Annotated in this window: 15 protein-coding genes; 6 read left to right on the top strand and 9 right to left on the bottom strand. The window is 69.6% G+C overall.

Annotation, left to right across the window (positions count from 1 at the left end):
• Positions 1–16: 16 nt before the first annotated feature.
• The 4 genes from AB1I47_RS07320 (at position 17) to AB1I47_RS07335 (ending at position 3,580) form a co-directional block, all read left to right on the top strand.
• Positions 17–1,408, top strand: a complete 1,392-nt coding sequence (locus AB1I47_RS07320) for a GntP family permease (protein ID WP_354683104.1) — start codon at positions 17–19, stop codon at positions 1,406–1,408.
• A gap of 70 nt (positions 1,409–1,478) precedes the next feature.
• The gene (locus tag AB1I47_RS07325; RefSeq protein ID WP_354683105.1) at positions 1,479–2,255 is read left to right on the top strand and encodes a 3-hydroxybutyrate dehydrogenase; all 777 of its coding nucleotides are present in this window, start codon (positions 1,479–1,481) and stop codon (positions 2,253–2,255) included.
• 109 nt (positions 2,256–2,364) lie between these two features.
• Entirely contained in the window at positions 2,365–2,877 is a 513-nt protein-coding gene (locus tag AB1I47_RS07330; protein WP_354683106.1) for a GNAT family N-acetyltransferase, read from the top strand.
• A gap of 85 nt (positions 2,878–2,962) precedes the next feature.
• Positions 2,963–3,580 carry a DUF938 domain-containing protein gene (locus tag AB1I47_RS07335; protein ID WP_354683107.1) on the top strand — a complete coding sequence of 206 codons (618 nt, stop codon included), beginning with the start codon at positions 2,963–2,965 and terminating at the stop codon, positions 3,578–3,580.
• 20 nt (positions 3,581–3,600) lie between these two features.
• Here the strand turns inward: AB1I47_RS07335 and AB1I47_RS07340 are convergent, their stop codons facing one another.
• A complete protein-coding gene (locus tag AB1I47_RS07340; protein ID WP_354683108.1) occupies positions 3,601–4,365 on the bottom strand; it encodes a sulfite exporter TauE/SafE family protein in 765 nt (254 codons plus the stop codon).
• 158 nt (positions 4,366–4,523) lie between these two features.
• Here AB1I47_RS07340 and cysK point away from each other — a divergent pair, with 158 nt between their 5' ends.
• On the top strand, positions 4,524–5,441 hold the full coding sequence (cysK, locus tag AB1I47_RS07345) for a cysteine synthase A (RefSeq protein WP_354683109.1): 918 nt from the start codon (positions 4,524–4,526) through the stop codon (positions 5,439–5,441).
• A gap of 25 nt (positions 5,442–5,466) precedes the next feature.
• Here the strand turns inward: cysK and AB1I47_RS07350 are convergent, their stop codons facing one another.
• The 8 genes from AB1I47_RS07350 to fliF form a co-directional block, all read right to left on the bottom strand.
• Entirely contained in the window at positions 5,467–5,955 is a 489-nt protein-coding gene (locus AB1I47_RS07350) for a GFA family protein (RefSeq protein ID WP_354683110.1), read from the bottom strand.
• Between the two features lie 92 nt (positions 5,956–6,047).
• Positions 6,048–6,701, bottom strand: coding sequence for a DNA oxidative demethylase AlkB (gene alkB / locus AB1I47_RS07355; RefSeq protein ID WP_354683111.1), 654 nt, complete (start codon positions 6,699–6,701; stop codon positions 6,048–6,050).
• 214 nt (positions 6,702–6,915) lie between these two features.
• On the bottom strand, positions 6,916–8,373 hold the full coding sequence (locus AB1I47_RS07360; protein ID WP_354683112.1) for a flagellar hook-length control protein FliK: 1,458 nt from the start codon (positions 8,371–8,373) through the stop codon (positions 6,916–6,918).
• A gap of 23 nt (positions 8,374–8,396) precedes the next feature.
• Entirely contained in the window at positions 8,397–8,849 is a 453-nt protein-coding gene (gene fliJ / locus AB1I47_RS07365; protein ID WP_354683113.1) for a flagellar export protein FliJ, read from the bottom strand.
• Positions 8,827–10,305 (bottom strand): flagellar protein export ATPase FliI, encoded by a 1,479-nt coding sequence (fliI, locus tag AB1I47_RS07370; protein WP_354683114.1) that lies wholly within the window; start codon positions 10,303–10,305, stop codon positions 8,827–8,829. Before fliI ends, fliJ begins: the two co-directional genes overlap by 23 nt.
• Complete coding sequence (fliH, locus tag AB1I47_RS07375; protein WP_354683115.1) at positions 10,298–11,116, bottom strand: flagellar assembly protein FliH; 819 nt, start codon at positions 11,114–11,116, stop codon at positions 10,298–10,300. The genes fliI and fliH overlap by 8 nt, the downstream gene beginning before the upstream one ends.
• Positions 11,103–12,113 (bottom strand): flagellar motor switch protein FliG, encoded by a 1,011-nt coding sequence (fliG, locus tag AB1I47_RS07380; protein ID WP_354683116.1) that lies wholly within the window; start codon positions 12,111–12,113, stop codon positions 11,103–11,105. The genes fliH and fliG overlap by 14 nt, the downstream gene beginning before the upstream one ends.
• On the bottom strand, positions 12,100–13,812 hold the full coding sequence (gene fliF, locus AB1I47_RS07385) for a flagellar basal-body MS-ring/collar protein FliF (RefSeq protein ID WP_354683117.1): 1,713 nt from the start codon (positions 13,810–13,812) through the stop codon (positions 12,100–12,102). Before fliF ends, fliG begins: the two co-directional genes overlap by 14 nt.
• A gap of 428 nt (positions 13,813–14,240) precedes the next feature.
• Here fliF and fliE point away from each other — a divergent pair, with 428 nt between their 5' ends.
• A complete protein-coding gene (fliE, locus tag AB1I47_RS07390; protein WP_354683118.1) occupies positions 14,241–14,567 on the top strand; it encodes a flagellar hook-basal body complex protein FliE in 327 nt (108 codons plus the stop codon).
• Positions 14,568–14,701: the final 134 nt, after the last annotated feature.

Raw genomic sequence — 14,701 nt, forward strand, 5'->3', positions numbered from 1 at the left:
TAACCGGAGGAGACAGATGTCGTTTGTTGTCGTGGTCGCCGCTTTGGCGTTCCTGATGCTGGCCGCCTATCGCGGCTACAGCGTGATCCTGTTCGCACCGCTGGCCGCCCTGGGCGCCGTGCTGCTGACCGACCCGGGCGCCGTCGCGCCGGTCTTCAGCGGCATCTTCATGGAGAAGATGGTCGGCTTCGTGAAGCTGTATTTCCCCGTGTTCCTGCTCGGCGCGGTGTTCGGCAAGGTTGTCGAGATGTCGGGCTTTTCCGAGTCCATCGTGGCGGCGGCGATCCGCTATGTGGGCCGTACCCGCGTCAACGCGGTGATCGTGCTGGTATGCGCGCTGCTGACCTACGGCGGCGTGTCGCTGTTCGTGGTGGTGTTCGCGGTGTACCCGTTCGCCGCCGAGCTCTATCGGCAGAGCAATATCCCCAAGCGGCTGGTGCCGGCCGCGATCGCGCTGGGCGCGTTCTCGTTCACGATGGATGCGCTGCCTGGCACGCCGCAGATCCAGAACATCATCCCCACCACGTTCTTCAAGACCACCACCTGGGCCGCGCCGTGGCTGGGCACGATCGGCGCCCTGTTTATCTGCGCGGTCGGCCTGTCATACCTGGAATGGCGCCGCCGCGCGGCCGAGCGCGCCGGCGAGGGTTATGGCGACGGCCATGCCAACGAGCCCGAGCGCGCGCAGGCGCGCACGCTGCCGCATCCGCTGCTGGCGATCCTGCCGCTGGTGGTGGTGGGCGTGGCCAACTTCAGCTTTACGCGGCTGATCCCGCAGTGGTACGGCAGCGCCTATGAAGTCGCGCTGCCCGGCCTGGCCAAGCCGGTGACCACGCAGGTGGCCCCGATGACGGCGATCTGGGCGGTCGAGGCCGCGTTGCTGCTGGGCATCGTGGTGGTGCTGGTAAGCGCCTTCGGCGCGGTGCGCGAGCGCTTTGCCAGCGGCTCCAAGACCGCGGTGTCCGGCGCGCTGCTGGCGTCGATGAATACCGCTTCCGAGTACGGCTTCGGCGCCGTGATCGCGGCGCTGCCGGGCTTCCTGCTGGTGGGGCAGGGGCTGCAGAGCATTCCCAATCCGCTGGTCAATGCGGCGGTATCGGTCAGCTCGCTGGCGGGCATCACCGGATCGGCATCCGGCGGCATGAGCATCGCGCTGGCCGCGATGTCCGATGTCTTCGTGCAGGCCGCGCACCTGGCGCAGATCCCGCTGGAAGTCCTGCACCGCGTGGTCGCGATGGCCAGCGGCGGCATGGACACGCTGCCGCACAACGGCGCGGTGATCACGCTGCTGGCGGTGTGCGGGCTGACCCATCGGCAGTCGTACGGCGACATCTTCGCGGTGACGATGATCAAGACGCTGGCGGTGTTCTTCGTGATCGCCGTGTTCTACCTGACCGGGCTGTACTGAAGCCGCAGCGGCAACCGCCTACAACCACGACTGACAACCACCACCAACCATCACATAGGCAGACTGGATCATGACTTCACTGAAGGGCAGGACCGCGCTGGTCACGGGATCGACCAGCGGCATCGGGCTGGGCATTGCGCTGGAACTGGCGCGTGCCGGGGCTGACCTGATGCTCAACGGGTTTGGCGATGCGCAGCCGGCGCTGGACGCGGTGCGCGCCGCCGGCGTGCGGGCCGTTCACCACGATGCCGACCTGCGCAAGCCGGCCGAGATCGCGGCGATGATGGAGATGGCCGTGGCGGCGCATGGCCGTGTCGATATCGTGGTCAACAACGCCGGCATCCAGCATGTGGCGGCGCTGGAAGACTTTGCGCCGCAGAGCTGGGACGATGTGATCGCGGTGAACCTGTCGTCGGCGTTCCACACCACGCGGCTGGCGCTGCCCGGCATGCGTACGCGGGACTGGGGCCGCATCATCAACGTCGCGTCGGTGCATGGGCTGGTGGCGTCGGCGAACAAGTCGGCCTACGTGGCGGCCAAGCATGGTGTGGTCGGGCTCACCAAGGTGACCGCACTGGAGACGGCCGGCACCGCCATCACCTGCAATGCGATCTGCCCGGGCTGGGTGCTGACGCCGCTGGTACAGCGCCAGATCGACCAGCTTGCCGAGCGCGAAGGCCGGTCCGTTGCACAGGCCAGCGAGCGGCTGCTGGGCGAGAAGCAGCCCTCGCGCCGCTTCGTGACGCCGGAGCAACTGGGCAAGCTGGCGCTGTTCCTGTGTTCCGATGCGGCCGACGAAGTGCGCGGCGCGGCGTGGAATATGGACGGGGGCTGGGTGGCGCAATAACGGCGGCGGCCACGGCGGCGTCTGGTGAAGGGGCCGCGCGTCCCTGCGATCGACTAACATGGCCTTGTCCGGCATCCCCTCGATCATGTTGCCCTGCGCCGCCCCCGCCATGCCCAGCCAGTTCCCTCTTATCCGCTCCCCGCGCCTGGTGCTGTCGCCGTTTCGCGGCGACGACGCGGCCGAGGTGTTCCCCTGCATCACGCGCACGCTCGCCCGCTTCATGGAATGGGAGCCATCGCCGACGCCAGACGCTTTCGCCGCGGTCTGGCGCGAGTGGTTCCCGGCGATGGCGCGGGGCTCGGACTTTATCTTCACCATCCGGCGCGCCGATGACGGCCTCTTTCTCGGCCTCGGTGGCCTGCATCATGCCGATACGTCGGCGCCCGAACCCGGCATCTGGATCCGTGAAGACTGCCACGGACATGGCTATGGCCTGGAAGCCGTGACCGCGATCGTCGACTGGGCGCTGGACAACCTGTCGCCGTCGCACCTGGTCTACCCCGTGGCCGAGCAGAACCGGGCCAGCCGCCGCATTGCCGAAGCGCTCGGCGGCGTGGTGGTGGGGAGGTCCTCTTCGCCCAAATACGAACGCGTGATCTACCACATCCCGGCACGGCGTTGATGCGATGCGGCATCGCATCGCTGCCTCACCCGCGCGCTGATTCTGCTACGCTAGCCCACTCTACCCCGCACCCGAGCATGCCACCATGACCGGCCAGACCCACGATCCCGACGCGCGCCGCATGGCGCCCGCCACCGAGCGCAACCGCGAACCCATCCTGGCAGTGCTGCGCAATGTGCTGCCCGCCAGCGGCACGGTACTGGAAATCGCCAGCGGCACCGGCCAGCACGTGACGCACTTTGCGGCCGCGCTGCCAGGACTGACCTGGCAGCCCAGCGACCCCGACCCTGCCGCGCGCGCGTCGATCGCCGCGTGGACCGCGCATGCGGGGCTGGCCAACGTGCGCGCGCCGCTGGCGCTGGATGTCTGCCAGCAGCCGTGGGGCATCGACGCCGCGGCCGCGGTGGTCTGCATCAACATGATCCACATCTCGCCCTGGGCCGCGGCCGAGGCGCTGTTTGCCGGCGCCGGCAAGCTGCTGGGCCCGGGCGGGGTGCTCTACCTTTATGGCCCTTACCGCCGCGGCGGCGCGCATACCGCGCCCAGCAACGCGGCCTTCGACGCGCAGCTGCGCGCCACCGACCCGGACTGGGGCGTGCGCGACATGGAAGCGGTGATCGCGCTGGGCGCGGCGCAGGGCATGCGCTGCGACGAGCCGGTGCCGATGCCGGCCAACAACTTCAGCCTGGTGTTCCGCAAGTAGGCAACGGTGGGGCGGCGCGGTCAGCCGCGCACGAGCATCACGATGGCCGTGGCGATCAGGCAGACGGCGAACGCGGCGCGCAGGCGCCGCTCCGGCATCCGGTGCGCCAGTGCCACGCCCCATGAGATCGTCAGCATGCCGCCCAGCGACAGCGGGATGCCGCTGGCCCAGTCGACCTGGCCTGCATGGGCATAGGTGGCCAGCGCCACCACCGCACCGGGGGTCACCAGCGCCAGCGCCAGGCCCTGCGCCGCCGCCTGGCGCAACCCGAACAGCCCCACCAGCGCCGGCGCGGCCACCACGCCGCCGCCCACGCTGAAGAAGCCCGAGAACGCGCCGCCGATCACGCCCACCAGCGGGATCCAGCGCGGCGATACGCGCGCCTGCTGCACCGTGGCCGCGCGCCCCGGCAGCAGCCGCCACAGGAAGTACAGCGCCATCCCGATCATGAAGAGGGCAAAAATGCGCCGCAGCAGTTGCGCATCCATCGCGGTGGCGGCGCGCGCCGACAGCCAGGTTGCCAGCACCGCGGACAGGCCCAGCACCACCGCGGTACGCAAGGCGATGTCCGCGCGCTTGCGGTATTGCCAGAAGCCGATCAGCACATTGGGCGCGATCATCACCAGCGCCGTGCCCTGCGCGAGCTGCTGGTCCATGCCGTACAGCAGCCCCAGCGCAGGAATCGCGATCAGTCCGCCGCCGATGCCGAACAGCCCGCCGACCGCGCCGAGCAAACCACCAAGGCCGAAGATCAGCAGCGAAGACAGCAGGAAATGAGCAGACATTGCGCAAACGGCGGTAATGCGGGGGAAGAGGAAGAGGGCGCGCGGGGCGGGCTCAATCATACGCGAGCCGGCCCGTCATCGCATTGCACTAAAATCGCCCGATCATGCGATCCACGCAGTGACACAACCGTGCCGCCGCACCCCTCCCGGAGAAGACGATGAAGGTAGAGAACATCCTGCAGACGATCGGCAATACGCCGCATATCCGCATCAACCGCCTGTTCGGCAACGGCCATCAGGTCTGGATCAAGTCCGAGCGCAGCAATCCCGGCGCCTCGATCAAGGACCGCATCGCGCTGTCGATGGTGGAGGACGCCGAGCGCCGTGGCGTGCTCAAGCCGGGCGGGACCATCATCGAGCCGACTTCGGGCAACACCGGCATCGGCCTGGCGATGGTCGCAGCGGTGAAGGGCTACAAGCTGGTGCTGGTGATGCCGGACAGCATGTCGGTGGAGCGCCGGCGGCTGATGCTGGCCTATGGCGCCAGCTTCGACCTGACGCCGCGCGAGAAGGGCATGAAGGGCGCGATCGCACGCGCCGAGGAACTGGTCGCCGCCACGCCCGGCGCATGGATGCCGCAGCAGTTCGAGAATCCGGCCAACGTCGACGTGCACGTGCGCACCACCGCGCAGGAAATCCTGAACGACTTCCCCGAAGGGCTCGATGTGCTGATCACGGGCGTCGGCACCGGCGGCCACCTGACTGGCTGCGCGAAGGTGCTGAAGGACAAGTGGCCGGGTCTCAAGGTCTTCGGCGTCGAGCCGGTGGCCTCGCCGGTGATCTCCGGCGGCGCGCCGGCGCCGCACCCGATCCAGGGCATCGGCGCGGGCTTTATCCCGAACAACCTCGATACCTCGCTGCTCGATGGCGTGATCCAGGTCGATGCCGAACCCGCGCGCGAGATGGCGCGCCGCTGCGCCCGCGAAGAGGGCATCCTGGTCGGGATTTCCTCCGGCGCGACGCTGGCCGCGATCGCGCAGAAGCTGCCCGAACTGCCGGCCAATGCGCGCGTGCTGGGCTTCAACTACGACACGGGCGAACGCTACCTGACGGTGGAAGGGTTCCTGCCGGCGTAAGCACCGGAGCGCCCTGGAGAGCGATTCAGCGCGACAGCAACCCGTGCCGCTTGTGCCAGTCGGCCAGCGATTCCTCGGGCCAGGTCGCGCAATGCACGTGCCCCTTGCCTTTGGGCACATCGACCCACGGGGCCACGGAATCGAGCGAGGCTTCCACTACCTCAGGCGGGCGCGGCAGCGGCGTGTCGATGGCCGACGCATGCGGATACACCAGGTCGGGCCAGCGCGGGTCCCACAGCCACAGCGCGCTGCCGCAGTTGACGCAGAAATGCCGCTGCGCGGGCGAGCGCCGCGCGCGCTTGCCGGGCTCGCGCATCACCGCGTTGTAGAGGCCGAGGTGCTTGCGGCCGCGCACACGCAGCGTGGCGGCGTCGCCGCCCAAGTTGATGGCATAGCCGCCCCCGCCCGCCGTCTTGCGGCAGATCGAGCAATGGCAATGCATATAGGGGTAGGGCGAATCGGATTCGAGCGCGAAATGGATGGCGCCGCAATGGCAGGAGCCTTCGAGATGCATGGTGTGGGCCTTTGCGCGGTGGCGGTTGGGACAGTCCATTGACTGTAGAAAACCGTGCGCAAAGTGCCAAACCGATGGGGTGATGACGCTCGCTACAGCGCCTTGCGGAATGTCAGGTTGATGCGCAGGCGGCCCAGCAGGGGGTGATCGCCATCGGCCAGCGGCGCCACGCCGTGAAATGCCAGCCGCGATGGGCCGCCCCACACCACCACGTCGCCATGCGCCAGCCGCACCCGCTGCGGGCGATCGGCGCGGCGCATGCCGCCAAACAGGAAGATAGCTGGCAGTCCCAGCGAGACCGAAACGATGGGCGCGTTGAAATCGCGCTCGTCGCGGTCCTGGTGCAGCGACAGGCGCGTGCCGGGTTCGTAGCGGTTGATCAGGCAGGCGTCGGGCGCGAAACCGGGGAAGCCGGCCTGTCCGGCTGCGGTGATGGCCAGTTCGCGGAAGCTCACCGGCATTGCCGGCCACGGCTGGCCGCTGAGCGGATCGATCGGGTCATAGCGATAGCCGCGCTTGTCCGAGACCCAGCCGGCGTGGCCGCAGTTGGTCATGGCGACGGACATTTGCAGGCCGCCGGGGGTGATCATGTGGCGCCAGGGGGCTGCGGCGGTGACGGCGTGGACGTCGGCGAGCAGGGTTTCGGCGTTGGCGCGGGCGATGCCGCGCAGGACCATGGCGCCGTCGGCCAGGGGTTCGGGGGGCGGGCCGGGATCGTCGAGGTTGTCGAAGAGGTCGAAGGTCATGGCAGACAAGGGGCCGGAGGGCCACGGACAGCGGCGATCCCGTGCATTGTGCTCCTTGACTGCCAATGTTGCAGCCTGCTCAGCTGCCTACTGCCGCCACTGCCTTTGAGGCGTTTGCCTCGCGATAAGCGGTGTAAGGCCGTGACGCCCTGGCCCTCTCCCCGACCCTCTCCCGCAAGCGGGAGCGGGAGCACCCATTGCGCGTAGCTCGACGTCAGGCGAAGGTGTCGATCTCGCCGCGGCCCAGCGCGCGGGCGGGCCGTACCGTCGCGGCAGCAGGAGCGGCCACTGGTTCGGCTGCAGTTAGCGTCCCCGCCCCAAATCCCCCGTGCCCGCGCCCATTCCCCGGCGACTGCTGTTGCTGTCCATTCCCCGCCTGGCTGGCAAAGCCATCGCTGCCCACCGAGGCCTGCCCGAGCTGGATCCCGTTCTCCGACAACGCAGTCCGCAGATGCGGCAGCGCCGCTTCTACGGCCGCCCGCACCGCCTGGTGCGGCGAGACGAACTGCGCCTGGGCCTGGTCGTTGACCACGTTGAGCACCACCTTCAGCGGCCCGAGGTCAGGCGGATTCAGTTGCAGCTCCGCGCTTTGCTGGCCTTGCGTGCTGAGGCGGATCATCTGCTGGCCGAGGGCCTGCGGCCACTGGCTGTCGTACAGCGGCGGGGCGACCACCGGGCGATTGGCGGCGGCGACAGCCGCGGCGGAAGCCGACGGGGTTTGCTGGGCGGCCAGCGTAGCGGCCAGGGCCGGTGCGCTGTCGGTGCTGGCAGCAGCGGTTGCGGCCTCCCCGGCGCGGGCGGTGGAATGTGCGGCGGCGAATGTCGCTGTGGCCGGACTGGCCTCCGACGTGCCGGCGACCGCGGCGAGCGGATCGGCGCGATGCTGGCCGATGCCGCTGTCCGGGCGCTGGTTGCCGGACTGGCCGGCGCTGTCCTGTGGTGCGCCGAATGCCGCGCCAGCCACCGCTTGCGCAGCGGCGGCGCCCCCCGCCTTGCCATCCATGCCGGCCGGCGCTGTGCCCTGCATCGCCGCGCGTTGCGAGGCGATGGTGGCCAGCGTGTCAGCGACGGACGGTTGGGCCGGCCTGGCTTCAGCGGTGACCACCTGCAGCGTATCCGGCAGCGTCGTCGCGGCCGCGGGCCTGGCATCGGCCTGCGCGTCGGGCGTAGCGGCAGGGCCAGCCGGGCTCGCCCCTCCCAACGCCGCCTGCAGCGCGGCGCTGCTGCCCGTGTCGCCCACACCGCCAACCCCGGCTGCGGCACCGGCAGGCGCCGCGGCCGGCGCAGCTGCAGCGGCGGCCGGCAGCAACAAAGCCAGTGCAGCGGCCGCGGCGGCGTCCGTGGGCGCGGCAGCAGTGGTGTCGTCTTCGTCCTTGTCCTCGTCCCCGGCGCTACGCGGCTTGCCCGCCGCTGCCGCCTGCTGCGGCTTGCCGGCATGGGCTTGCGCAGGCCTGGCGTCGGGCTGCTCGTTGCCGTTTGCGGCGGCCTTGTCCTGCGCGGCGCCGGTGTCCTTCGCCGCGGGCGCCTGGGTTTGCGGCTTGCCGCTTTCGCGGGCGCGCGTCAGCGCATCCCCGAACCCGCCGGCGGCGGCGTCGGCCGCGGCGCGCCGGTTGGCATCGGACGCACCGGCCCCATTGGCGGCGCTGCTGACAATCTGGCTGATATCGATCATATGGTGTGTCACCCGGTGCGGGCTTAGCTGAGGCGGCCGGCCGCGGTGCGGGCCAGGCGGGCGGCGTATTCGTCGGTGGCGCGCTGCTCGCGGCGCGCGGCGACCTGTTCTTCCTTGGCTTCGGCGCGCGCGATCAGCGTGTCGAAGGAGTTCAGGCGGCGCTTCTGGTGCTGCCAGCGGTTGCGCCCGGCCAGCAGGTCGGCTTCGGCCTTGGCCAGCGCCGCGCTCTGCTGGCGGATGGCGTGGTCCAGCGAATCGAGAAAGCGCGAGAAGTCCTGCCAGCGGCTGGAAGTCATGCCTTCGGCAGCCACCGCCTGCATGCGCGTGCGGTATTCCTGCCGGTACGCCGTGAGCTGGTCGAGCTGCAGCGCTGCCTGCGTGCGCAGGCCCTGCAAGCGGCCCAGCTCCCGTGCCGCGGCGTCGGTGTCGTTCTGGGCGAGGTCCGCCAGGGTATTAAGCGGAGAATGCTTGACCATGTTCGTTCCTGTCGAAGAGGCTGTGCAGGTGGGCAACGGCTTCGCCGTAGCCGGCGCGATCGTGGATGTCCTGCTGCAGGAAGGCTTCCATGCGCGGATGCAGGCGGATCGCCAGGTCCAGCTCGGGATCGTTGCCCGGCACGTAGGCGCCCACGCTGATCAGGTCGCGGTTGCGCTGGTAGCGCGACATCAGTTGCTTGAAGCGGCGCACCGAGCCGAACTGCTCGTTGGAGATCAGCGCGGTCATCGCGCGGCTGATCGACGCTTCCACGTCGATGGCCGGGTAGTGGCCCGCTTCGGCCAGGCTGCGCGACAGCACGATATGGCCGTCCAGGATGGCGCGCGCGGAATCGGCGATCGGGTCCTGCTGGTCGTCGCCCTCGGTCAGCACGGTGTAGAACGCCGTGATCGAGCCGCCGCCTTCGGGGCCGTTGCCGGTGCGCTCGACCAGCGTCGGCAGCTTGGCAAACACCGACGGCGGGTAGCCCTTGGTCGCCGGCGGCTCGCCGATGGCCAGCGCGATCTCGCGCTGCGCCATGGCGTAGCGCGTCAGCGAATCCATGATCAGCAGCACATGCTGGCCCCGGTCGCGGAAATACTCGGCCAGCCGCGTCGCGTAGGCCGCACCCTGCATGCGCAGCAGCGGCGAGGTATCGGCCGGCGCCGCCACCACGACCGAACGCGCCCGCCCCTCGGGGCCGAGGATGTTCTCGATAAATTCCTTCACTTCGCGGCCGCGCTCGCCGATCAGGCCCACCACGATCACGTCGGCGCTGGTGTAGCGCGCCATCATGCCCAGCAGCACGCTCTTGCCCACGCCCGAGCCCGCGAACAGGCCCATGCGCTGCCCGCGCCCCACCGTCAGCATGCCGTTGATGGCGCGCACGCCCGTATCGAGCACCGTTTCGATCGGCGCGCGCATCAGCGGGTTGATCTGCTCGCCGGCCAGCGGCACCTCCATCGCGGCGTTGAGCGGGCCGAGCCCGTCGAGCGGGCGGCCGGCCGCATCGAGCACGCGGCCCAGCAAGCCTTCGCCAACGGGCAGGCGCTTCGAGCCGGGCTCGCGCGGCGACGTGGCACCGGCCGGTTGCGGCGACGGTTCCAGCGGATAGACGCGTGCGCCCGGCAGCAGGCCGACCACATCGGATTGCGGCATCAGGTACAGCCGGTCAGCGCCAAAGCCAACCACTTCCGCTTCCGCGGTGCGCGGCGCGTTGCTGTCGGTGGTGAACTGCCCGGCGGGCAGTTCGATCAGGCAGTCGCTGCCCACCGGCATGCGCAGGCCCACGGCTTCCAGCACCAGGCCCGCGGCGCGGGTCAGCCGGCCGCAGCTACGCTTGCTGTCCAGACCCGCGATGCCGGCCGAAGCCGCGCTCAGCGCCCCGAGCCAACGCTGCGTATGCGCGATGGCGGCGCTGTCCGGCGCGGCCGTGGCGGGCGCGGCGGTGTCAGCCATGCGGCGGCTCCCATGGGTCGTCGCGGCCCAGCGCCTTGACCACGCGCGTCCAGCGCGTGGGCAGCGTGGCGTCGCGCTCGCCGCTGGCGGCGCTGGCAATGCAGCCGCCGCGCGCCACCGTCGGATCGGCGCGCACGGCCCAGCCGACGGCTTCGAGTTCGCCGCGCAGGTGGGTTTCCACTAGCGCCACGTCGTCGGGATGCAGCAGCAGGCTGGGCGAGCCGGACAACGCAGGTTCGCTGGTCAGCAGCTCGCGCACCGCGGGCAGCAGCAGCTCCGGCTTGTCCGCCACGGCGCCGCGCACCAGCTGGCGCGCCACGTCCAGCGCAAGCGACACCAGTGCGCGCGACACCTGCTCGTCCACGCCGTCGAGCGCGCCGCGGAAGTTCGCGGCCAGCGCCTGCAGTTGCGCGGCTTCATGGCGCGCGGCTTCCAGCCCGCGGGCATAGCCTTCGCGGTGGCCGTCGCCATAGCCCTGGGTCTGGCCCTGCGTGTAGCCCTGGGCATAGCCTTCCTTGCGCGCGCCTTCGCGCATCGCATCGAGGGCTTCGAAATCGATCGGCGGCGGCGCCGGCTCCGCCGGCACCAACGGCATCATCCCGGTTGGCTCGGCATCGCGCGGATCGAGCGAGCCCATCTGCCAGCGCTGCCAGCCGGCCGCACCGCCGCGCGCCCGGCGCGGGGGCTCGAACGGCGCAAAGGCGCCGGATTCGGCGGCAGCACTCGCGCCGGCATTGCCGGACAGGGAATCGCCGCGCACCGCGCGCCGTGCGCCCACGCCGCGCTCGGGCATCGCCTCAGACATAGGCATCGTCGCCTCCGCCGATCTGCACTTCGCCCGCATCGGCCAGGCGTCTCACCACCTGCAGGATGGCCTTCTGCTCGGCCTCCACCTGCGACACGCGCACCGGCCCCAGCGCCTCCAGGTCCTCGCGCAGCATCTCGCCGGCGCGGGTGGACATGTTGCGGATGAACTTGTCGCGCAGTTCCTGCGGCGCGCCCTTGAGCGCGACGATGAGCGACTCGGTGGCGATTTCCTTGAGCACGCGCTGGATGCCGCGGTCGTCGACCTCCAGCAGGTTCTCGAACAGGAACATCTCGTCGATGATCTTCTGCGCCAGGTCGCCGTCGTGCAGGCGCACGCCGTCGATCACCGCCTCTTCGTGCGCGGTGCTCATCAGGTTGATGATCTCCGCCGCCGTGCGCACGCCGCCCATGCGGCTGCGCTTCAGGCTCTGGCCGGCCAGCAGCTTGGTCAGCACGTCGGTCAGCTCCTGCAGCGCGCCCGGCTGCACGCCGCCGAAGGTGGCGATACGCAGGATCACGTCGTTGCGCAGGCGGTCGGTAAAGAGCCCCAGCACCTCGGATGACTTCTGGCGGTCCAGGTGGATCAGGATGGTGGCGATGATCTGCGGGTGCTCGTCGCGGATCAGCTCGGCGATCGCGGTGGCATCCATCCAGTTCAGCGAATCGATGCCGCCGCCCGGATCGCGCGATTCCAGGATGTCCTCGATCACCGATTGCGCGCGTTCCTCGCCCAGCGCCTTGTTCAGCACGCTGCGGATAAAGGCGCTGGAATCGACGTTCAGCGCCAGGTACTGCTCGGTTTCGGCGCGGAACTCGCCCAGCACCTCGGCCATTTCCTCGCGCGTGACCGAGCTGAGCGTGGCCATGGCCGAGCCCAGTTCCTGCACCTCGCGTTGCGACAGGTGCTTGAAGACCTCGGCCGCGGCGTCCTCGCCGATCGCCATCATCAGGATGGCGCTCTTCTGCAGGCCGGATTCTGAGATGCCTTTAGCGGTTGTCATTGGAAATCCAGTTCTTGATCACGCTGGCGACCAGGCGCGGGTCGCGCTGGGCGGCGTCGCGCACCAGCGCGAGATCGCTTTCGTACTTGGCGGTGAGCCGCAGCACTTCCGGATTGGCCGGCTCTTCCGGCGGCAGCAGCACTGCCTCGGTTTCCTCCTTGGCTTCCGGGGCCGGCAGCGGTGGCGCGGTGTAGCGGCGCAGGATCGGGCGCGCCACTTTGAACCACACGAACAGCGCCAGCAATGCCAGCAGCAGGTAGCCCGCGCCGGTCTTGGCCAGGTCGATCATTTCAGGCTGCTTCCACAACGGCAGTTCCGGTGCGACGGCCTCGCGGTCCACGGTGAAGGGGCTGTTGACCACGTTGATGGAGTCGCCACGGTCGGACGAGAACCCCATCGCTTCCTTGGTCAGGTTCTGGATCTGCGCCAGCAGCGCCGGCGGCAGCGGCTCGGACACGAGCTTGCCCTTGGCGTCGGGCTTCTGGACATAGTTCACCACCACCGCGACCGACAGCCGGCGCACGCCGCCCGGTGCCTGCTGCACATGGCGCACGGAGCGGTCGAGCTCGTAGTTGACGGTGGCATCGCGGCGGTTGCTGCTGGGGCCGCTGGACGCGCTGGCGGCGGTGGAGGTCGCACCTTGCGCGGCCTGGCCGGGCTGCCCCGCTGCCGGCGCGCCGGCTTGTCCGGGCGCCTGGCCCGCACGCGGCGTCTGCGGCGTGGTCACCGGCGCGACGGCGGCGGCAGGCGGCTGGTTCGACAGCGCGCCGGGCACGCCGCCGGGCGGGGTCGCGCCCTGCTGGGTCGACTCGCTGGTCTGCTGGCTGCGGATCGCCGTGCGGGTCGGATCCTGGTTGGGCTTGTAGCTCTCGTCGGTGTGCTCGACGATCGAGAAATCGACGTCGGCGGTCACCTGCGCGCGCACGTTGTCCTTGCCGACGATCGGCGTCAGGATGGTTTCGATGCGCTTCAGGTAGTTCTGCTCCAGCGCCTGCACATACTTGAGCTGGGTCGCGTCGAGCATGCGCTCGTTGCCGGTGTTCGACAGCAGGTTGCCGTGCTGGTCGACGATCGAGATCGACTTGGGCGCCAGCTCCGGCACGCTCGACGACACCAGGTGGCTGATCGCCGCGACCTGGCCTTCGTCGATGGCGCGGCCCGGGTAGAGCTGCAGCACGATCGACGCGGTCGGCTTCTGGCGCTCGCGCACGAACAGCGTCGGCTTGGGAATGGCCAGGTGCACGCGCGCCGACTGCACCGCGGCGATCGATTCGATCGAACGCGCCAGCTCCCCCTCGAGCCCGCGCTGGTAATTGACCTGCTCGGCAAACTGGCTGATGCCGAACTTCTGGTTGTCCATCAGCTCCATGCCGGCCGTGCCGCTCTTGGGCAGGCCCTGCGACGCCAGCCGCAGGCGCGTCTCATGCACCTTCTCGGCCGGCACCATGACCGCGCCGCCGCCTTCGGCGAACTTGTACGGCACGTTCATCTGCTGCAGCGACTGCAGCACCGCGCCGCCATCGCGCTCGGACAGGTTGCTGTACAGCACCTTGTAGTCCGGGCTGCGCGACCACAGCACGCCCACGGCAATGGCCGCGGCCAGCGCCGCGCCGCCCAGCATCAGTGGCAACCGGGGATTGGCCTTCAGCCGCTCGAGCACCTCGGTCGAGCGCCCGGGCAGCGCCACTGCCGCGGTCATGCGCGTGCTCCTGTGCCGCGATGTTCGCCACGGCGGGGGCGATGATGACCGCCATGGTCGTCGGCACGGCTCACATTACGCTGCAGAGAAAACACGCGTACTCCCGAATGGATGGTTGTCTGGCTGGATGTCTGGCAATTGCCGGCGTTCCGCGCAAGGCGACAGCCCGCGCTTTTCCGGCACGGTGGCAATGATCGGCCAGACTTGAGTACGACAATCCCGCGAATAGACCCGGTTTTTTGTCCGATTTCGGCCCATGGGACGGCCGGGGCGGCGGGTACTCTGCGGGGGCTGAAACTCGGTGCGGAACGCCTGCCGCCTGCTTTTAGGCGGTGCATGCATGGGATGCCATCGCCGCGCCGTTGACTGAACCGAGCCAGTCCGCGCCCACAGGCCATCGTGCCGCGGGCCGGCACACGACGACGCCAATGACCACTATCTCTTCCATCGAGGCCATGCTGCAGCAACTGCGCGGCCTGTCCCAGGTTGCCTCGGGCAACAACGCCAGCCAGTCGTCCGCGCCGGTGGCCGGCGGCGGCTTTGCCGGCGAGCTGCAGCGCTCGCTGGGCAAGATCAACGCCGCGCAGGAACGCGCCTATGGCCAGGCCGAGGCGTTCGAGCTGGGCAAGCCGGGCGTGGCGCTGAACGACGTGATGATCGACCTGCAGAAGGCCAATGTGTCGTTCCAGACCGGGGTGCAGGTGCGTAACCGGCTGGTGGCGGCGTACCAGGAAATGATGAATATGCCGGTGTAAGTGCGGGCTTAAGTGCGGGCTTAAGTTCGGGCTTAAGTTCGGGCTTAAGCGCGGGTGTAAGCGCGGGAGCAAGTGCCGGTGCAAGCCGCAGCAAGCGCCACGCAGCGGTGCCGGTCCGCCGGCACGATTCCGAT

The sequence above is a fragment of the Cupriavidus necator genome, from assembly GCF_040578825.1.
GTDB lineage: Bacteria > Pseudomonadota > Gammaproteobacteria > Burkholderiales > Burkholderiaceae > Cupriavidus > Cupriavidus necator_E.

Excerpts from the sequence above, each read along its gene's own strand:
- AB1I47_RS07320 (WP_354683104.1), top strand. The coding sequence starts at position 17 with ATGTCGTTTGTTGTCGTGGTCGCCGCTTTGGCGTTCCTGATGCTGGCC.
- AB1I47_RS07325 (WP_354683105.1), top strand. The coding sequence starts at position 1,479 with ATGACTTCACTGAAGGGCAGGACCGCGCTGGTCACGGGATCGACCAGC.
- AB1I47_RS07330 (WP_354683106.1), top strand. The coding sequence starts at position 2,365 with ATGCCCAGCCAGTTCCCTCTTATCCGCTCCCCGCGCCTGGTGCTGTCG.
- AB1I47_RS07335 (WP_354683107.1), top strand. The coding sequence starts at position 2,963 with ATGACCGGCCAGACCCACGATCCCGACGCGCGCCGCATGGCGCCCGCC.
- AB1I47_RS07340 (WP_354683108.1), bottom strand. The coding sequence starts at position 4,365 with ATGTCTGCTCATTTCCTGCTGTCTTCGCTGCTGATCTTCGGCCTTGGT.
- cysK (WP_354683109.1), top strand. The coding sequence starts at position 4,524 with ATGAAGGTAGAGAACATCCTGCAGACGATCGGCAATACGCCGCATATC.
- AB1I47_RS07350 (WP_354683110.1), bottom strand. The coding sequence starts at position 5,955 with ATGCATCTCGAAGGCTCCTGCCATTGCGGCGCCATCCATTTCGCGCTC.
- alkB (WP_354683111.1), bottom strand. The coding sequence starts at position 6,701 with ATGACCTTCGACCTCTTCGACAACCTCGACGATCCCGGCCCGCCCCCC.
- AB1I47_RS07360 (WP_354683112.1), bottom strand. The coding sequence starts at position 8,373 with ATGATCGATATCAGCCAGATTGTCAGCAGCGCCGCCAATGGGGCCGGT.
- fliJ (WP_354683113.1), bottom strand. The coding sequence starts at position 8,849 with ATGGTCAAGCATTCTCCGCTTAATACCCTGGCGGACCTCGCCCAGAAC.
- fliI (WP_354683114.1), bottom strand. The coding sequence starts at position 10,305 with ATGGCTGACACCGCCGCGCCCGCCACGGCCGCGCCGGACAGCGCCGCC.
- fliH (WP_354683115.1), bottom strand. The coding sequence starts at position 11,116 with ATGCCTATGTCTGAGGCGATGCCCGAGCGCGGCGTGGGCGCACGGCGC.
- fliG (WP_354683116.1), bottom strand. The coding sequence starts at position 12,113 with ATGACAACCGCTAAAGGCATCTCAGAATCCGGCCTGCAGAAGAGCGCC.
- fliF (WP_354683117.1), bottom strand. The coding sequence starts at position 13,812 with ATGACCGCGGCAGTGGCGCTGCCCGGGCGCTCGACCGAGGTGCTCGAG.
- fliE (WP_354683118.1), top strand. The coding sequence starts at position 14,241 with ATGACCACTATCTCTTCCATCGAGGCCATGCTGCAGCAACTGCGCGGC.